A 19,157-nucleotide genomic window follows, 5' to 3' on the forward strand; every position below is an offset into this window, starting at 1 on the left:
CCCCAAGGGGTGCCGTTTTCGCTAGCAACTAACCGATTTACTCGGCGTCGCCGTGATGCTCGGTCGTCTGCGCCTGCGCCTGGTCTTCCATCGCCTGCAGCTCGGCAGCCATGTTGGCCTTCTCCTGCTGCAGCAGCGCCTGGCGCTCTTCCGCTTCCCAGACTTCCTTCTCCTTGCGGGCGCGGTGGAATGCCAGACCGGTACCGCCAGGGATCAGGCGGCCGACGATGACGTTTTCCTTCAGGCCGCGCAGACCGTCGCGCTTGCCCATGATCGCCGCTTCGGTGAGGACGCGGGTGGTTTCCTGGAACGATGCGGCCGAGATGAACGAGTCGGTCGACAGCGATGCCTTGGTAATACCCAGCAGCACGTTTTCGTACTGTGCCGGCAGCTTGCCGACGGCGTTGACCTTGTCGTTCTCTTCCAGCAGCTCCGAACGCTCCACCTGCTCGCCGACGATGTAGTCGGTGTCGCCGGCGTCGGTGATCTGCACGCGGCGCAGCATCTGGCGAACGATCACCTCGATGTGCTTGTCGTTGATCTTCACGCCCTGCAGACGATAGACGTCCTGCACTTCGTCGACGATGTAACGGGCCAGCGCTTCGATACCCAGCAGGCGCAGGATGTCCTGCGGGTCGGCCGGACCATCGACGATCATCTCGCCCTTGTTCACCACCTGGCCGTCGTGCACCAGCACTTGCTTGTCCTTGGTGATCAGGAACTCGTGCTTGTTGCCGTCCATGTCCGTGATTTCCAGACGCTGCTTGCCTTTGGTTTCCTTACCGAATGCAACCGTACCGGTGACTTCCGCCAGCATGCCCGCGTCCTTCGGCGAACGTGCTTCGAACAGTTCGGCAACGCGCGGCAGACCACCGGTAATGTCGCGGGTCTTCTGCGATTCGGTCGGGATACGTGCCAGCACTTCACCCACCGATACCTGCTGGCCGTCCTTGACCATGATCAGTGCGCCGACCTGGAAGCCGATCGTCACGGCGTGCTCGGTGCCGGCGATCTTGACTTCCTGGCCTTCTTCGTTCAGCAGCTTGACCTGCGGACGCAGGACCTTGCCCGAACCGCGGCGCTTCGGATCGATCGCCACCAGGGTCGACAGGCCGGTCACTTCGTCCACCTGGCGAGCGACGGTGACGCCCTCTTCCACGTTTTCGAACTTGATGGTACCTGCGTACTCGGTGATGATCGGACGGGTCAGCGGATCCCAGGTCGACAGCGGGGTGCCGGCCTTGACGACTTGACCATCCTTGACGATCAGGGTCGCGCCGTACGGCACCTTGTGACGCTCGCGCTCGCGGCCGTGGTCGTCCGTGATCAGCACTTCGCCCGAACGCGAAATGACGATCTGGGCGCCCTTGCCGTTGGTGACGTAACGCATGGTCGCGGTGAAGCGGACCGTGCCGTTCGACTTGGCTTCGACCGACGAGGCCACTGCCGCACGCGATGCCGCACCACCGATGTGGAAGGTACGCATGGTCAGCTGGGTACCCGGCTCACCGATCGACTGTGCCGCCACGACGCCGACTGCTTCGCCCGAGTTGACCAGCAGGCCACGGCCCAGGTCGCGGCCGTAGCACTTGGCGCACAGGCCGAAGCGGGTGTCGCAGTTCAGCGGGGTGCGGACCTTCACTTCGTCGATGCCGACGCGTTCGATCTCTTCGACCATGTCTTCGTCCAGCAGCGTGCCGGCTTCGAACAGGGTTTCCTGGGTTTCCGGATTCACGATGTCGGTACCGGCAACGCGGCCGAGGATACGGTCGCGCAGCGGCTCGATGACTTCACCGCCTTCGACCATCGCCTTCATGTGCGTGCCGTTGGTGGTGCCGCAATCGTCCTCGATCACGACCAGGTCCTGGGTCACGTCGACCAGGCGGCGGGTCAGGTAACCCGAGTTCGCGGTCTTCAGTGCCGTATCCGCCAGACCTTTACGAGCGCCGTGGGTCGAGATGAAGTACTGCAGAACGTTCAAGCCTTCGCGGAAGTTCGCCGTAATCGGCGTCTCGATAATCGAGCCGTCCGGTTTCGCCATCAGGCCGCGCATACCGGCCAGCTGGCGGATCTGGGCTGCCGAACCACGGGCGCCCGAGTCGGCCATCATGTAAATCGCGTTGAACGATTCCTGGGTGCTTTCGGTGCCGTCACGCTTGATGACCGGTTCCACTTTCAGCTGGTCCATCATCGCCTTGCCGACTTCGTCCGAGGTCTTGCCCCAGATGTCGACGACCTTGTTGTAACGCTCGCCGGCGGTGACCAGACCCGAGGCGTACTGCTGCTCGATCTGCTTCACTTCCGCTTCGGCGGTCGCGATCATGCCCTTCTTGACGTCCGGGATCAGCATGTCGTCGACGGCGATCGAGATGCCGGCGCGGGTTGCCAGGCGGAAGCCCGACTGCATCAGCTTGTCGGCGAAGACGACGGTCGCACGCAGGCCGCACTTGCGGAACGACGTGTTGATCAGCTTCGAGATTTCCTTCTTCTTCAGGGCGCGGTTCAACACCGAGAACGGCAGGCCTTTCGGCAGGATCTCGGAGAGAATGGCACGGCCAACGGTCGTCTCGTAACGGGTCACGGTACGTTCGAATTCATCGGTGCCGGCAACGCGCGGGTACTCGACGATACGCACGGTGATGCGGGTCGCCAGTTCGACTTCCTTGTTGTCGTACGCGCGGATGACTTCCGAGACGTCCGGGAACATCATGCCTTCGCCCTTGGCGTTGATCGCCTCGCGGGTCGCGTAGTACAGACCCAGCACGATATCCTGCGACGGCACGATCGACGGTTCGCCGTTCGACGGGAACAGGATGTTGTTCGAGGCCAGCATCAGGGTGCGGGCTTCCATCTGTGCTTCGATCGACAGCGGGACGTGGACTGCCATCTGGTCACCGTCGAAGTCGGCGTTGAACGCCGCGCAGACCAGCGGGTGCAGCTGGATTGCCTTGCCTTCGATCAGGACCGGCTCGAACGCCTGGATACCGAGACGGTGCAGGGTTGGTGCACGGTTCAGCATGACCGGGTGTTCTTTGATGACGTCTTCCAGGATGTCCCAGACGACCGGCTCTTGCACTTCGACCAGCTTCTTGGCGGCCTTGATGGTGGTCGCGAGACCCATCAGTTCCAGCTTGTTGAAGATGAACGGCTTGAACAGTTCCAGGGCCATCAGCTTCGGCAGGCCGCACTGGTGCAGTTTCAGCTGCGGACCGACCACGATGACCGAACGGCCCGAGTAGTCGACGCGCTTGCCCAGCAGGTTCTGACGGAAACGGCCGCCCTTACCCTTGATCATTTCGGCCAGCGACTTCAGCGGACGCTTGTTGGCGCCGGTCATCGCCTTGCCGCGACGGCCGTTGTCCAGCAGCGAGTCCACTGCTTCCTGCAGCATGCGCTTTTCGTTACGCGTAATGATTTCCGGCGCGCGCAGTTCCATCAGGCGCTTCAGGCGGTTATTACGGTTGATGACGCGGCGGTACAGGTCGTTCAGGTCCGAGGTGGCGAAACGGCCACCGTCCAGCGGGACGAGCGGACGCAGCTCCGGCGGAAGGACCGGGAGCACTTCCATGATCATCCACTCGGGCTTGATGCCCGAACGCTGGAACGCCTCGAGCACTTTCAGGCGCTTGGCGTATTTCTTGATCTTCGCTTCGGACTTCGATTCCTTCAGCTCGACGCGCAGGGCTTCGGCATCGCGGTGGATGTCGATCGAGCGCAGCAGTTCACGGATGCCTTCGGCGCCCATGTACGCGGTGAAGTCGTCGCCGTACTCTTCGTACTTGGCGGCGTAATCGTCTTCCGACATGATCTGGCACTTTTTCAGCGGGGTCATGCCAGGATCGGTCACGACGTATGCTTCGAAGTACAGCACGCGTTCGATGTCGCGCAGGGTCATGTCCAGGACCATGCCCAGACGCGACGGCAGCGACTTCAGGAACCAGATGTGCGCGGTCGGCGAGGCCAGCTCGATGTGGCCCATGCGCTCACGACGCACTTTGGCCAGCGTCACTTCGACGCCGCACTTTTCGCAGATCACGCCGCGGTGTTTCAGGCGCTTGTACTTGCCGCACAGGCACTCATAATCCTTGATCGGGCCAAAGATCTTGGCGCAGAACAGGCCGTCACGCTCCGGCTTGAAGGTACGGTAGTTGATGGTCTCGGGCTTCTTGACTTCACCGAACGACCACGAACGAATTTTTTCAGGCGACGCCAGGCCAATCTTGATGGCGTCGAAACTTTCATTTTGCTGTACTTGCTTGAATAGATCGAGCAGTGCTTTCATGTATCACTCCAGAGGTGACTAAATTTCATTGCGAGGCGCTGCTTGCGCAGCGCCTCAAACCAAGCGGCAATTCAGGAGTCGGACAGGAGTACTTTGGGGCTCCCGCCCGGATGGCAAGGCCAATCACTCAGCCTTGCCGCTCCGTCCTGCTTCTTAGTTACGCTCGAGGTCGATATCGATACCCAGCGAGCGGATTTCCTTGACCAGCACGTTGAACGATTCAGGCATGCCGGCGTCGATCACGTGGTCACCCTTGACCAGGTTCTCGTACACCTTGGTACGGCCGTTCACGTCGTCCGACTTGACAGTCAGCATTTCCTGCAGCACGTACGATGCGCCGTACGCTTCCAGTGCCCACACCTCCATCTCACCGAAGCGCTGGCCACCGAACTGGGCTTTACCGCCCAGCGGCTGCTGCGTCACCAGCGAGTACGGACCGGTCGAACGGGCGTGCATCTTGTCGTCGACCAGGTGGTGCAGCTTCAGCATGTGCATGAAGCCGACGGTGACCTTGCGCTCGAATGCTTCGCCGGTGCGGCCGTCGTACATCGTGACCTGGTTCTTCGACGGGGTCATGCCGAGGTTGGCGGCGATGTCGTCCGGGAACGCCAGGTCCAGCATGCGGCGGATGTCTTCCTCGTGGGCACCGTCGAACACCGGGGTCGCGAACGGCACGCCGTTCTTGAGGTTGTTCGCCAGGCTCAGGATTTCTTCATCGCTGAAGCTGTCCAGGTCTTCCTTGCGGCCGGTTTCGTTGTAGATCTTGCCCAGGAAGGTGCGCAGATCCGCTGCCTTCGCTTGCGCCGCCAGCATTTCGCCGATGCGCCAGCCCAGGCCCTTGGCTGCCCAACCGAGGTGGGTTTCCAGGATCTGACCGACGTTCATACGCGACGGAACGCCCAGCGGGTTCAGCACGACGTCTGCCGGACGGCCATCGGCCATGAACGGCATGTCTTCGACCGGGACGATACGCGAGACCACACCCTTGTTACCGTGGCGGCCCGCCATCTTGTCGCCCGACTGCAGGCGGCGCTTGACGGCCAGGTAGACCTTGACCATCTTCTGCACGCCAGGCTGCAGCTCGTCGCCTTGCGTCAGCTTCTTGCGCTTCTCTTCGAAGGCCAGGTCGTACTGGTGACGCTTCTCGTTGATCGACTCCTTGATCGCTTCCAGTGCGTTGGCGGTCTCGTCGTCGCTTGGCCTGATGTCGAACCAGTGGAACTTGTCCAGGTCGGCCAGGTACTCGGCGGTGATGACGGCGCCTTTCGACAGCTTCTTCGGACCGCCGTTGACGACTTTACCGACCAGCATACGCTCCAGACGCTGGAAGGCGTCGCCTTCCACGATACGCATCTGGTCGTTCAGGTCCAGGCGGAAACGCTTCAGCTCGTCGTCGATGATCTGCTGGGCGCGCTTGTCGCGCTGGATGCCTTCGCGGGTGAACACTTGCACGTCGATGACGGTACCAACCATGCCCGACGGCACGCGCAGCGAGGTGTCCTTCACGTCCGAGGCTTTTTCGCCGAAGATCGCGCGCAGCAGCTTCTCTTCCGGGGTCAGCTGGGTTTCGCCCTTCGGGGTCACCTTACCGACCAGCACGTCGCCGGCGGTCACTTCCGCGCCGATGTAGACGATGCCCGACTCGTCCAGGCGAGCCAGCTGGTTTTCCGCCAGGTTCGAGATGTCGCGGGTGATCTCTTCCGCACCGAGCTTGGTGTCGCGTGCGACGACCGACAGCTCTTCGATGTGGATCGAGGTGTAGCGATCGTCCTTGACCACGTTTTCCGAGATCAGGATCGAGTCCTCGAAGTTCAGGCCGTTCCACGGCATGAAGGCCACCAGCATGTTCTGGCCCAGTGCCAGTTCGCCCAGGTCGGTCGATGCGCCGTCGGCGATCACGTCGCCGCGGGCGACACGGTCACCCACCTGCACGATCGGACGCTGGTTGATGTTGGTGTTCTGGTTCGAACGGGTGTACTTGATCAGGTTGTAGATGTCGACACCGACTTCGCCGGCTTGCGCCTCGTCGTCGTTGACACGAATAACCACGCGACCCGCGTCGATGTAATCGACGACACCACCACGGACGGCCTGCACGGTCGTACCCGAGTCGACCGCCACGGTGCGCTCGATGCCGGTGCCGACCACGGCCTTTTCAGGACGCAGGCAAGGAACCGCCTGGCGCTGCATGTTGGCGCCCATCAGTGCACGGTTCGCGTCATCGTGCTCGAGGAACGGAATCAGCGATGCTGCAACCGACACGATCTGGCCCGGGGCCACGTCCATGTACTGGATGCGCTCTGGCGAGACCAGGATGGTTTCGCCGGCTTCGCGTGCCGATACCAGTTCGTCGATCAGCTGGCCTTCGTCGTTGATCTTGGCGTTGGCCTGGGCGATGATGTAGCGGCCCTCTTCGATCGCCGACAGGTAGTCGATCTTGTCGGTGACCTTCGAACCTTCGACCTTGCGGTACGGGGTTTCCAGGAAGCCGTATTCGTTCAGGCGGGCGTACAGTGCCAGCGAGTTGATCAGGCCGATGTTCGGGCCTTCAGGCGTTTCGATCGGGCAGACGCGGCCGTAGTGGGTCGGGTGCACGTCGCGCACCTCGAAGCCGGCGCGCTCGCGGGTCAGGCCGCCCGGGCCCAGTGCGGAAACGCGGCGCTTGTGCGTGATTTCCGACAGCGGGTTGGTCTGGTCCATGAACTGCGACAGCTGCGACGAACCAAAGAATTCACGGATCGCGGCCGAGATCGGCTTGCTGTTGATCAAATCGTGCGGCATCAGGTTGTCCGCTTCGGCCTGGCCGAGGCGTTCCTTGACGGCGCGCTCGACGCGCACCAGGCCGGCGCGGAACTGGTTTTCGGCCAGTTCGCCGACGCAACGCACGCGGCGGTTACCCAGGTGATCGATGTCGTCGACTTCGCCGCGGCCATTGCGCAGCTCGACCAGGATCTTGATCACGGCCAGGATGTCGTCGTTCGACAGGGTCATGTCGCCGGTCAGCTCGTCGCGACCGATGCGGCGGTTGAACTTCATGCGGCCGACAGCCGACAGGTCGTAGCGCTCAGGGCTGTAGAACAGGCCGTTGAACAGGGCCTCGACCGATTCTTCGGTCGGCGGTTCGCCAGGACGCATCATGCGGTAGATCGCCACGCGCGCGGCCATCTGGTCGGCGGTGTCGTCGGTGCGCAGGGTCTGCGAGATGTAGGCGCCCTGGTCCAGGTCGTTGGTGTACAGGGTCTGGATAGCCTCGATGTTGGCGTCGCGCAGCTTGCCCAGCAGTTCGTCGGTCAGCTCGTCGTTGGCGTTGGCGATGATTTCGCCGGTGTCGCCGTCGACGACGTTGGTCGCCAGCACGCGGCCGACCAGGTAGTCTTCCGGTACCGAGATGGCCTTGATGCCGGCCGCCTCGATGTCGCGCACGTGCTTGGCGTTGATGCGCTTATCCTTCGTCACGATGGTCTTGCCGGTCTTCGGATCGACGATGTCGAAGCGCGCGACTTCGCCGCGCAGGCGTTCGGACACGAACTCCAGCTCGGCGCCTTCGGAGCGCAGGGTGAAATTGTCGAAGACGAAGAAGTTCGCCAGGATCTGTTCCGGCGTCATGCCAATGGCCTTCAGCAGGATCGTCACCGGCATCTTGCGGCGGCGGTCGACGCGGAAGAACAGGATGTCCTTCGGGTCGAACTCGAAGTCCAGCCACGAGCCGCGGTAAGGAATGATACGGGCCGAGAACAGCAGCTTGCCCGACGAGTGCGTCTTGCCGCGGTCGTGCTCGAAGAACACGCCCGGCGAACGGTGCAGCTGGGAGACGATCACACGCTCGGTGCCGTTGATGACGAACGAACCGTTGGCGGTCATGAGCGGCAGTTCGCCCATGTACACTTCCTGCTCTTTCATTTCCTTGACGACCGGCTTGGTCGGCGATTCCTTGTCCAGGATCACCAGGCGCACCTTGGCGCGCAGCGGCGAAGCGAAGGTCAGGCCACGCTGCTGGCATTCCTTGACGTCAAATGCGGGGTCGCCCAGCACGTAGGACAGGAACTCGAGGCGCGCAAAGCCGTTATGCGACACGATCGGGAAAATCGAGGTGAAAGCCGATTGCAGGCCTTCGTTCTTGCGCACGGAGGGGACGGCGTCCGCTTGCAGGAAATTCTCGTAGGATTCAAGCTGGGTAGCCAGAAGATATGGAACGTTGTGAACGTTGGCGCGCTTCGCGAACGACTTGCGAATGCGTTTCTTCTCAGTAAATGAGTAGTGCATGGACACTCCGTGAGTGACAGAAAGGATGAGAATTCAGGGATTGCCAGTGGCGGTCACCACATACAAGGCCTCAAGTCTCTTCTTGTTCCGCCAGATGAAAAGGACAACCGTACTGCTGTGTTACGATTTATTCTGTGCTGCGCGCTGCCGGTACTGCAGGGGTATTGCGTTTGCCGCGGGGACGACAAAAGAGCCAAAGCCGCAGCCCCCGCCTTCCGGCAGGGGTGTGCAAGCTTTGACTCCGGCTCCGGGCGCCTGAACGGCGCCCTTTGCGTATGTATTACTTGAGCTCGGCCTTGGCGCCAGCTTCTTCCAGCTTCTTCTTAGCGGCTTCAGCGTCAGCTTTCGGCAGGGCTTCCTTGACGGTCTTCGGTGCGCCGTCGACCAGGTCCTTGGCTTCTTTCAGGCCCAGACCGGTGATTTCGCGGACGGCCTTGATGACGCCGACCTTGTTCGCGCCGACTTCGGCCAGAACAACGTTGAACTCGGTCTGCTCTTCAGCAGCAGCTGCGCCGCCAGCGGCACCGCCAGCTGCCGGTGCTGCCATTGCAGCTGCCGACACGCCGAACTTCTCTTCGAAAGCCTTGACCAGGTCGTTCAGTTCCATGACCGACATTGCGCCAACTGCGTCCAGGAACTCTTCTTTGCTAATTGCCATTTGAAACTCCAAATATTGTGTGTGTGTAGTACAGGTTTGGTTCTACTTGAACAGAAAGACGCGAAGCGATTACGCTTCGGTGGCTTCTGCTGCCGGAGCAGCGGCGCCTTCGCCTTTTTGTGCTGCGACTGCAGCCAGAACTCGTGCAAAGCCCGACACCGGTGCCTGCATGACGCCCAGCAGCTGGGCGATGAGGACTTCACGGCTCGGGATGCTTGCCAGCGCGGTCACGCCGGCGACATCCAGTGCCTTACCAGCGTAGTTACCGGCTTTCACGACCAGCTTGTCGTTGGTTTTAGCGAAGTCGTTGATGACTTTAGCTGCTGCAACGGCATCGTCCGAGATCGAGTAGATCAGCGGACCGGTCATGGAATCAGCCAGCGAGGCAAACTGCGTGCCCTCAACCGAGCGACGAGCCAGCGTGTTCTTCAGAACACGCAGGTAGACGCCCTGGGCACGTGCGGCTGCACGGAGTTTGGTCAAGTGAGCAACCTGGATGCCACGGTACTCAGCCACGACGATGGTTTGCGCGGTTGCAACTTTAGCGCTTACCTCTTCGACGACGGCCTTTTTGTCATTCAGATTAAGACCCACGGTCAATCTCCTTAAATGATGCAAACAACATGTCTGCATCGGTTCGAACACGGCGTCCGAAGTTAAGAAGTCAATCTAACGCGGATGAACTCACGCAGCGTGGACTACAAAACTTGTTCGGGTACACCATCTGCGTTGGGTGTGCTTTTAACCTCCTGCCCAACCTCTGCATTCGGCCCAACGGTCTTTGATTGCCTGCCGGAGCGGTGTTCCTGCCCCGGCAGCCCAAAGATGCGCCCCGCGCTGTTCTGCGGGGACTTGATTCTTGCTTTAATTAAGCAGCGGCGATCGAAGCGTGATCGACACGGACGCCAGCGCCCATGGTCGACGAGATCGCGACCTTGCGCAGGTACACGCCCTTCGAGGTAGCCGGCTTGGCCTTGTTCAGGGCATCGATCAGTGCGGCCAGGTTGGCCTTCAGATCGTCGTCCGAGAACGACTTGCGGCCGATGGTCGCGTGGATGATACCAGCCTTGTCGGTACGGTACTGGACCTGACCGGCCTTGGCGTTGCGCACGGCGCCAGCCACGTCCGGGGTCACGGTGCCAACCTTCGGGTTCGGCATCAGGCCGCGCGGGCCCAGGATCTGGCCCAGGGTACCGACGATACGCATGGTGTCCGGCGAAGCGATGACGACGTCGAACGGCATGTCGCCGGCCTTGACGCGCTCTGCCAGGTCTTCCATACCGACGATGTCGGCGCCGGCTGCTTTAGCGGCTTCGGCCTTGTCGCCCGAGGCGAACACGGCGACGCGCACGGTCTTGCCGGTGCCTGCTGGCAGGACGACCGAACCACGAACGACCTGGTCCGACTTCTTCGGATCCACGCCCAGCTGAACGGCGACATCGATCGACTCGTTGAACTTGGCGGTTGCGAATTCCTTGACGATCGACAGTGCGTTGTCGAAGGCGTAGACCTTGTTACGGTCGACTTTCGCTTTCATTTCTTTGACGCGCTTGGACAGCTTAGCCATTACACACCCTCCACCGTGATGCCCATCGAACGTGCCGAGCCGGCGATGATACGCACTGCGGCGTCCATGTCGGCGGCGGTCAGGTCCGGCTGCTTGGTTTTTGCGATTTCTTCAGCCTGGGCACGGGTCAGCGTACCGACTTTGTCGGTATGTGGCTTCGGCGAACCCTTGGTGATGCCAGCGGCTTTCTTGATCAGGTAGGTTGCCGGCGGGGTCTTCATCACGAAGGTGAAGGACTTGTCGGCGAACGCGGTGATCACGACCGGGATCGGCATGCCTGGCTCGAAACCTTGGGTCTGGGCGTTGAACGCCTTGCAGAATTCCATGATGTTCAGGCCGCGCTGACCGAGTGCAGGACCGATCGGTGGGGATGGGTTTGCCTTACCAGCCGCAACTTGCAGCTTGATAAAGCCAATAATTTTCTTTGCCATGAATGGCTCCTAGATTGGCATTGAGTAGTAGCGCCCCGCCGCTACCTGACTGCCGGCTCGGCGGGGCTCCTCTTACCGGATTCCGCCTTGCTGCTGCGACGCTCCGATTAAAGCGTTTTAGACTTTCTCTACCTGCCCGAACTCCAGTTCCACCGGAGTTGCGCGGCCGAAGATGGTGACAGTGACACGCACCTTCGATTTTTCGTAGTTGACTTCTTCGACGTTGCCGTTGAAGTCGGTGAACGGGCCTTCCTTGATGCGGACTTGCTCGCCCACTTCGTACAGCACTTTCGGCCGTGGCTTCTCGACGCCTTCCTGGACCTGCTGCATGATCTTGTCGATCTCGCGCGCCGGAATCGGGGTCGGCTTGTTCGATTTGCCGCCGATGAAGCCGGTGACCTTGCTGGTGTTCTTTACCAGGTGCCAGGTCTCGTCGGTCATTTCCATCTCGACCAGCACGTAGCCAGGGAAGAAGCGGCGCTCGGAAACCGATTTGCTGCCATTCTTGACTTCCACGACTTCTTCGGTCGGAACCAGGATGCGGCCGAACTGTTCCTGCATGCCGGCGCGGTCGATGCGCTCGGTGAGCGCACGCATGACGCTCTTTTCCATGCCGGAGTAGACGTGTACGACGTACCAGCGCTTGTTGCTGACCGGGACACTCACGGGAGCGTCCGCCGACGCGCCGGCGTCCTGTGCCGGAACTTCGCCCGGCACCGGATCACCGGCTGCGTTATCTTGCACGTTTTCGCTCATTATTGTTTCCATCCCAGGACCAGGTCGTACAACAGGAATTCCAGAATCTTATCCGTGCCCCAGAGGAAAATCGCCATCACGACGACGAAGGCAAACACGATCATGGTGATCATGCGCGCTTCCTTATGGCTCGGCCAAACAACCTTCTTGGTTTCGCGAACGGACTCTTTGGCGAAGTTCAGGAACTCGCGGCCGGTGGTGGACGTCCACAAAAGCAGGACAGCAAAAACTAAACCAGCCACGAGGGCGCCGGCGGCGACCAAGGCTGGTTTGTTCTGGCCTTTCAGGTAAAAGAACCCGACTACGCCTGCAATCGCGGCAACCACCGCCAGGGCAACCTTGAACTTGTCATTCGAGGTGCTAACGGTTTGCACGGATTGATTAGACATTCTTCTTTACTTTCGGTGCTGCGCACCAGAATTCGGTGGCAGGGGCGGAGGGAATCGAACCCGCGACCTTCGGTTTTGGAGACCGACGCTCTGCCAATTGAGCTACACCCCTACGAAGACTTCAGCTGAATCACACATTCTACACCATGCGCGCGCATGGCGGGGAATGTTTTTTAGAGGAGGAAACAATTTCCTCCTCTAAAAGATCTTACTTACTGCGTACTGCTTTACTACAAATTACTTAGGCGATGATCTTGGCAACCACGCCGGCGCCGACGGTACGGCCGCCTTCGCGGATTGCGAAGCGCAGGCCTTCTTCCATCGCGATCGGGTTGATCAGCTTGACGGTGATCGACACGTTATCGCCTGGCATGACCATTTCCTTGTCCGCCGGCAGCTCGATCGAGCCAGTCACGTCGGTGGTACGGAAGTAGAACTGCGGACGGTAGTTGTTGAAGAACGGGGTGTGACGACCACCTTCGTCTTTCGACAGCACATAGATCTCGCCGGTGAAGTGGTTGTGCGGCTTGATCGAGCCCGGCTTGGCCAGAACCTGGCCGCGCTGGACGTCTTCACGCTTGGTGCCGCGCAGCAGCAGACCGACGTTGTCGCCTGCCTGACCCTGGTCCAGCAGCTTGCGGAACATTTCCACGCCGGTGCAGGTGGTCTTGACGGTATCGGTGATGCCGACGATTTCGATTTCTTCGCCGACCTTGATGATGCCGCGCTCGACACGACCGGTCACGACGGTACCACGACCCGAGATCGAGAACACGTCTTCGACTGGCATCAGGAAGGCGCCGTCAACAGCGCGCTCTGGCGTCGGGATGTAGGTGTCCAGGGCTTCTGCCAGGCGGATGATGCACTCTTCGCCCATTTCGCCAGGCTGGCCTTCCAGGGCCATACGTGCCGAACCTTTGATGATCGGCAGGTCGTCGCCAGGGAACTCGTACTTCGACAGGAGTTCGCGGACTTCCATTTCGACCAGTTCCAGCAGTTCTGCGTCGTCGACCAGGTCGCACTTGTTCAGGAACACGATGATGTACGGAACGCCAACCTGACGCGCCAGCAGGATGTGCTCGCGGGTCTGTGGCATCGGGCCGTCAGCGGCCGAGCACACCAGGATCGCGCCGTCCATCTGCGCAGCACCGGTAATCATGTTCTTGATGTAGTCGGCGTGGCCTGGGCAGTCAACGTGCGCGTAGTGACGCGATTCGGTTTCGTACTCGACGTGCGCGGTGTTGATGGTGATGCCGCGTGCCTTCTCTTCCGGAGCCGCGTCGATCTGGTCGTACGCCTTGGCTTCGCCGCCGAACTTCTTCGACAGAACGGTTGCGATTGCAGCCGTCAGGGTGGTTTTACCGTGGTCAACGTGACCGATGGTGCCGACGTTGACGTGCGGCTTGGTCCGTTCGAATTTACCTTTTGCCATTTGAGACTCCTAACGATATTTTGAGAATTACCAGGCACACCTGACGGACGAGTACAACGGACTGCCGCGCTAAATTCTGGTGCCCTTGACGTGGATTGAACACGTGGCCTCTCCCTTACCAAGGGAGTGCTCTACCACTGAGCTACAAGGGCTGATTTGTTTGCGATACACAGACTGCATCGCAATAACTGGAGCGGGTGAAGGGAATCGAACCCTCGTCGTAAGCTTGGAAGGCTTCAGCTCTACCATTGAGCTACACCCGCGAGGTACAACTTCAATTCGACTTCACGACTTCTTCTTTTTGGTGGTGGGGGCTGGATTCGAACCAGCGTACTCAGAGAGGGCAGATTTACAGTCTGCTGCCTTTAACCACTCGGCCACCCCACCGCGAAGAACCGCAGAGTATGAAGCAAGCTCAACATGCTGTCAACTATTTTTGCCATCACTACCAACCTGGCTCAATAGCAGCGTTGCTTCGGGGCGTGATTGTAACCGTAGCTTATACAAACCTGCAAGGGTTCTTTTTTACATGCTGTGCGCTGCGGCCGCGCGCGCTGCGATACTGTATGCCTCATGGGTATGTAAATACGGGGCAGATGGACACCAAGAAGCCTGGCTATCCCCGCTGGGGTTGGCGGCAGCTGCTGCTGGCCAACCTGGCGATCGTCGCGGTCCACCTGGCCACGCGGTTGGCCGCGAACGCCCTGGCGCTGGGCGAGAACTACGTGCTGCCACTGTTCCTGCCGGCCGGCGTGGCGCTGGCCCTGGCCACGATCGGCGGCGCGCGCGTGTTGCCCGGCGTCGTGATCGGTGTCACGCTGGTCAACCTGCCCTGGTACCTGAGCAATACCGAACTGACGCCAGGCATGGCCGTGCTGACCACCGCGATCACAGCGCTCGGTGCGGTGCTGCAGGTCTGGCTCGGATCGCGCCAGTTCCGGCGCTGGCTGCGCCCGGCGATCGATTCCGGCCAGGACGTGATCGCCTTCCTCGTGCTCGCGCCGCTGATCTGTCTCATCAGCCCCAGCATTGGCGTACCGGCGCTGCACGCGCTGGGCGCGGTGGACGATCCCGCGCCGATCCGCAGCTGGCTGGGCTGGTGGGCCGGCGACACCATCGGCGTGCTGCTGGCCGCGCCCCTGTGCTGGATCGCCTGCGGCGAGCCGCGCCGCCTGTGGCGCCAGCGCGCCACGATCGTCGGGCTGCCCCTGCTGCTGGCCAGCGCGGCGGTGCTGACCGTGTACCGGCTCACCGTCGGCTGGGAGCACGAGCAGCACCTGCAGCCCTACCGCCTGAAGGCGCAGCAGACCGCCGACATGCTGCAGGCCGAATTCAACGAGCACGTACGCTTCGTCGGCACGTTCGCGCGCACCCTTGCCGACACCGAGCACATCCTGGCGCGCGACAAGTTCCTGCACATCGCCAGCGGCTATGTCGACGGCCGCCCCGAGATCCAGGGCGTGAACTGGGCGGTGCCGGTCACGGGCGAGGAGCGCGCCGGCTTCGAGATCTGGGTGCGGCGCGCGCTCGATACCTCGTTTCCCGGCATCCAGGATGTCGCGCCCGGGCGGCGGCTGTCCCCCGCCGGCCAGCGCGACCGCTACCTGCCCATCCTCTATACCTGGCCGCCGTCGAATTCGATGTTACGGGGGATCGATTTCCTCACCGCCCCGGGACGCGCCGCGGTGGCGGCACAGTCGCTCACTGCGCGCACGCCGATCGCCACCGAGCCCTTCCCGCTGATGACGAGCGGCGACATGGCCATCAGCCTGTTCCGCTCGGTGGGCGATCCGGTGCTGCCGACCTCCGGGGTGGTGGTGGTCGTGCTCAATGCGGAAATCCTGCTGGAACAGACGATCGCGCGCGCCGGCTTCGACGGCTTCCAGGCGGCCCTGGTCGACGTCACCGGCGGCGCGGCGCTGCCGGTGGTGGGCACGCTCGGCAGCCCCCATCCCGACGAGCATCGCGTCGGCCTGTCCTTCGCCGGCCGCAGCTACCTGGTCGCCTTCCGTCCGACCGCCGCCTACATCGCCGCCGAGCGTGGCGTGGCCAGCTGGACCGTGCTGTCGGCCGGCTTGCTGCTGACCGGCCTGCTGGGCGCCCTGCTGCTGCTGGTCAGCGGCGAGCGCGCGGCGATCGAGGTGCAGGTGCGCGACCGCACCGCGCGCCTGCGCGACCGCGAGGCGCGCCTCGAAGCCATTCTCGACAACGCGGCCGACGCCATCCTCACGGTCGACGCGGACGGCGTGGTGGTCTCGGCGAATGCCGCCACCGCGCGCCTGTTCGGCTATCCGGTCCAGCACCTGGTCGGACTGCTGTTCGGCTCGCTGGTACCGGCCGGTGTCGACGGCGACGCCGGGGCCCAGCTGACCCGCCTATCGCAGTCCGGCCCGGACGACTGCGTGCTCGAGGGCCGCAATGCGCGCAACGAGGTGTTCCCGCTGTCGATCTCGGTGGCGCCGGTGCGGATCGCGAACGACCAGCTGTTCGTCTGCATCCTGCGCGACCTGACGGAACAGCAGCGCTCGCAGGAACGCATCTACCGCCTGGCCCACCACGACGTGCTCACCGGCCTGGAAAACCGGGTCGCGCTGAACGCCCGGCTGGAACAGCAGCTGGCCAGCGCGCGCCGCCACAAGGAGCCGGCGGCGGTGCTGTTCATCGACCTCGACCACTTCAAGAAGATCAACGATTCGCTCGGCCATGCGGCCGGCGACAAGCTGCTGGTCGGCGCGGCCGAGCGCATGAAGGACCTGCTGCGCGACGTCGACACCCTGGCGCGCCTGGGCGGCGACGAGTTCATCATCGTGCTGGCCGGCCCGCTTACGCCCGACAGCGTCACCGGCGTCGCGGTGCGCCTGGTCGAGTCGCTGTCCCAGCCCTATCAGCTCAACGGGCATACGGCGCACAGCGGCGCCAGCGTCGGCGTGGCCCTGTTCCCGGACGACGGCGAGGACGCCGGCACGCTGCTGCGCCATGCCGACATGGCGATGTACGCGGCCAAGCGCGAGGGCCGCAACAACTTCCAGTTCTTCTCGCCGGCGCTGAACGCGGCCACGCACGAGCACCTGCTGCTGGAAAACCGCATGTGGAGCGCACTGAGCGCCGAGGGCTTCGAGCTGCACCTGCAGGCCCAGGTCGCGCTCGACACCGGGCGCGTGATCGGCGCCGAGGTGCTGCTGCGCTGGCACGACAGCGAACTGGGGGCGGTCGAGCCGAGCCGCTTCATCCCGGTGGCCGAGGAAAGCGGGATGATCGTGCCGCTGGGCGACTGGGTGCTGGCGCGCACCATGGCCCTGCTGGCCGAGTGGCAGCGCGAGGGACTGGACCACCTGCGGCTGGCGGTGAACCTGTCGGCGCGCCAGTTCTCGGGCGCCTCCCTGATCGATCGCCTGGACGAGCTGGTGGCGCACTACGGCATCGATCCGGCCTTGCTGGAACTGGAGATCACGGAAACGGCCGCGATGCGCGATCCGGAGAACACGCGCCAGCTGCTGCGCCAGCTGCGCATGCGCGGCTTCAAGCTGGCGATCGACGACTTCGGCACCGGCTACTCGTCGCTGGCCTACCTCAAGTTGTTCGCGATCGACCGCATCAAGATCGACCGCGGCTTCGTGAAGGACATCGAGCACAATCCGAACGACGCGGTGATCGTCGCCGCCACCATCGGCCTGGCGCACTCGCTGGGCCTGACGGTGGTCGCCGAAGGGGTGGAAACCCAGGCGCAGTGGGGTTTCCTGCGCGACAAGCACGGCGACGAAGCCCAGGGCTTCCTGTTCGCGCGGCCGATGCCGGCCGCCGAGTTCCGCGAATTCATCCGGCGGCAAGCGCAGACAGTATCTGGCGCTTGAGGGCGCGGATCAGCGCGGTCTCGTCGGGCGGCACGCCTTCGGGCGCGGTGCACGCACGGTCCGCGTAGAAGAAGCCCAGGCGGGCCTTGCCGACCACCAGCGGCAGTACGATGAAACTCTTCGCATCCGGCAGCAGCGCGCGGTGCCAGGCCGGCAGCAGTTCGCGGATCTTCGGGCTGGCGGCATCCGAAATCATCAGGTCGGCATCGTTGTCCAGCGCCAGCAGGAACAGGTCGCGGCCGGGGCCATTGTCCGCCACAGGAAAGCTGAAGCCGGCCTGCACCCGCGCGTGCTCCTCGCCGAACGAGACGCGCGCGCGATACCCGTTCTGGCGCGCGTCCTTCAGGCACACGGTGGCGAAGCGAAAGCCCAGCGCGCGGTACAGCGTCTCGAGCACCGCCAGAATCACGTCGTTCAGGCGCGCCGTTCCACCGGCGCGCAGCTGGGTCACGTCCTGCACGCCGGCCAGCAGCAGCGCGCGCGCGTTCTTCGGCTTGCCGCTCGGGTGCGCGCCCTCGTCGCTGTCGCCGGCGTCGAGCGTGGCCAGCAGCAGGACCTTGGGCAGGCCGGCGCCGTCTTCCGGCTCGGGCGGCGCCAGCGGCTGCAGGTTCATGCTTTCCATCAGGGCCTGCATGCCGCCGGCGACGTTCGCGAACAGGGTCTCCAGCCGGTCCGTGTCGAGCTCGAAGGCGGCGCCGTAGCGCGCCAGCAGCGCGCGCGCCTCGGGCGAGCCGGCCGGGTCGGGCACGCGCGCGAGCAGGCGCGCCACTTCCAGGCTGAACGCAGCCACCTGGCGCATCCACTCGCCGCGGTTGGCGGCCAGCTTCAGCACCCCCGCCGGCAGCGCGGCCTGGGCGCGCACGATCACGTCCGGGATCTTCCATTCGGCCAGCACCGCCGCCGACAGGGTGTCGTAGCTGCAGCCGAGGATCAACTGGGAAGCCTGCGCCGGCGTATGCCTGCCGCCGGCGACCAGCTGCCGGATCTCGCGGTAGCGTTCGTGCGCGTGCGAGGCCACCAGCAGCGCGCCCAGGTTCTTGAACAGCGCCCCGATCGCCGCTTCCTCGGCGCCCTGGTAGAAGGACAGGCGCGCCATCTCGCGCCCGACCAGGCTGGCGCACAGCGCCGCTTCCAGCTCGACGCGCACGCTGCCGGCATGGGCGCCGTTGTCCAGGGTGTCGACCAGCAGCATCGCCAGGGCGGTGGTCTTGACGTTGTCGAAGCCGAGCAGCGCGATGGCGCGCGACACGGTGGTGACCACGGTGCCGGCCATGGTGCGGTACTGGACCGTGTTCGACAGGCGCAGGATGCGCTGGGTAAGCGCCACGTCGGACAGCACGAAGTAGGCGAGGTCGTGGGTGCCCTGGTCGTCCGAGGACGCCAGTTCGACCACGCGCGCGATCGCGGCGCCGAGGGCGAACATCTCCTCGTCGCCGTTCACCTTCTGCATCAGGGCCGCGCGCACGCGGCGCGTCGCCTGTTCGTCCGGAGGAGGCGCCCCTGCCGCCATGTTTGCTGCTGCCATCGC

General features: G+C 63.1%; 11 protein-coding genes and 4 tRNA genes. 1 reads left to right on the top strand and 14 read right to left on the bottom strand.

The window, feature by feature from the left end:
- Positions 1-37: 37 nt before the first annotated feature.
- The 13 genes from rpoC to ACFOPH_RS17245 form a co-directional block, all read right to left on the bottom strand.
- Positions 38-4,282: a DNA-directed RNA polymerase subunit beta' gene (gene rpoC, locus ACFOPH_RS17185; RefSeq protein WP_312550422.1), complete on the bottom strand. Its 4,245-nt coding sequence runs from the start codon at positions 4,280-4,282 to the stop codon at positions 38-40.
- Positions 4,283-4,435: 153 nt separating this feature from the next.
- Positions 4,436-8,545, bottom strand: coding sequence for a DNA-directed RNA polymerase subunit beta (gene rpoB / locus ACFOPH_RS17190; RefSeq protein ID WP_312550423.1), 4,110 nt, complete (start codon positions 8,543-8,545; stop codon positions 4,436-4,438).
- A gap of 280 nt (positions 8,546-8,825) precedes the next feature.
- The gene (gene rplL, locus ACFOPH_RS17195; protein WP_036245558.1) at positions 8,826-9,203 is read right to left on the bottom strand and encodes a 50S ribosomal protein L7/L12; all 378 of its coding nucleotides are present in this window, start codon (positions 9,201-9,203) and stop codon (positions 8,826-8,828) included.
- Positions 9,204-9,272: 69 nt separating this feature from the next.
- Positions 9,273-9,797 (bottom strand): 50S ribosomal protein L10, encoded by a 525-nt coding sequence (rplJ, locus tag ACFOPH_RS17200; RefSeq protein WP_312550424.1) that lies wholly within the window; start codon positions 9,795-9,797, stop codon positions 9,273-9,275.
- A 274-nt stretch (positions 9,798-10,071) separates the two neighbouring features.
- A complete protein-coding gene (rplA, locus tag ACFOPH_RS17205; protein WP_312550425.1) occupies positions 10,072-10,770 on the bottom strand; it encodes a 50S ribosomal protein L1 in 699 nt (232 codons plus the stop codon).
- Positions 10,770-11,201, bottom strand: coding sequence for a 50S ribosomal protein L11 (gene rplK, locus ACFOPH_RS17210; RefSeq protein WP_020653552.1), 432 nt, complete (start codon positions 11,199-11,201; stop codon positions 10,770-10,772). Before rplK ends, rplA begins: the two co-directional genes overlap by 1 nt.
- A 117-nt stretch (positions 11,202-11,318) precedes the next feature.
- Positions 11,319-11,957 (bottom strand): transcription termination/antitermination protein NusG, encoded by a 639-nt coding sequence (gene nusG, locus ACFOPH_RS17215; protein WP_312550426.1) that lies wholly within the window; start codon positions 11,955-11,957, stop codon positions 11,319-11,321.
- Positions 11,957-12,346: a preprotein translocase subunit SecE gene (gene secE / locus ACFOPH_RS17220; protein ID WP_312550427.1), complete on the bottom strand. Its 390-nt coding sequence runs from the start codon at positions 12,344-12,346 to the stop codon at positions 11,957-11,959. The genes nusG and secE overlap by 1 nt, the downstream gene beginning before the upstream one ends.
- Before the next feature lie 36 nt (positions 12,347-12,382).
- A tRNA-Trp gene (locus ACFOPH_RS17225) sits at positions 12,383-12,458 on the bottom strand.
- A gap of 129 nt (positions 12,459-12,587) precedes the next feature.
- On the bottom strand, positions 12,588-13,778 hold the full coding sequence (gene tuf / locus ACFOPH_RS17230; RefSeq protein WP_312554551.1) for an elongation factor Tu: 1,191 nt from the start codon (positions 13,776-13,778) through the stop codon (positions 12,588-12,590).
- Positions 13,779-13,855: 77 nt separating this feature from the next.
- Positions 13,856-13,930: transfer RNA gene (locus tag ACFOPH_RS17235), tRNA-Thr, on the bottom strand.
- Positions 13,931-13,967: 37 nt separating this feature from the next.
- Positions 13,968-14,041 (bottom strand) — tRNA-Gly (locus ACFOPH_RS17240).
- A gap of 39 nt (positions 14,042-14,080) precedes the next feature.
- Positions 14,081-14,165, bottom strand: a tRNA-Tyr gene (locus ACFOPH_RS17245).
- A 209-nt stretch (positions 14,166-14,374) separates the two neighbouring features.
- Here ACFOPH_RS17245 and ACFOPH_RS17250 point away from each other — a divergent pair.
- On the top strand, positions 14,375-17,629 hold the full coding sequence (locus ACFOPH_RS17250) for an EAL domain-containing protein (protein ID WP_379736605.1): 3,255 nt from the start codon (positions 14,375-14,377) through the stop codon (positions 17,627-17,629).
- On the opposite strand, the gene ACFOPH_RS17255 is transcribed toward ACFOPH_RS17250, so the two are convergent.
- Positions 17,592-19,154 (bottom strand): HDOD domain-containing protein, encoded by a 1,563-nt coding sequence (locus ACFOPH_RS17255; protein WP_379736607.1) that lies wholly within the window; start codon positions 19,152-19,154, stop codon positions 17,592-17,594. The genes ACFOPH_RS17250 and ACFOPH_RS17255 overlap by 38 nt on opposite strands.
- Positions 19,155-19,157 lie beyond the last annotated feature (3 nt).

Origin of the sequence: Massilia haematophila (genome assembly GCF_042647645.1) — a bacterium.
GTDB lineage: Bacteria > Pseudomonadota > Gammaproteobacteria > Burkholderiales > Burkholderiaceae_D > Telluria > Telluria haematophila.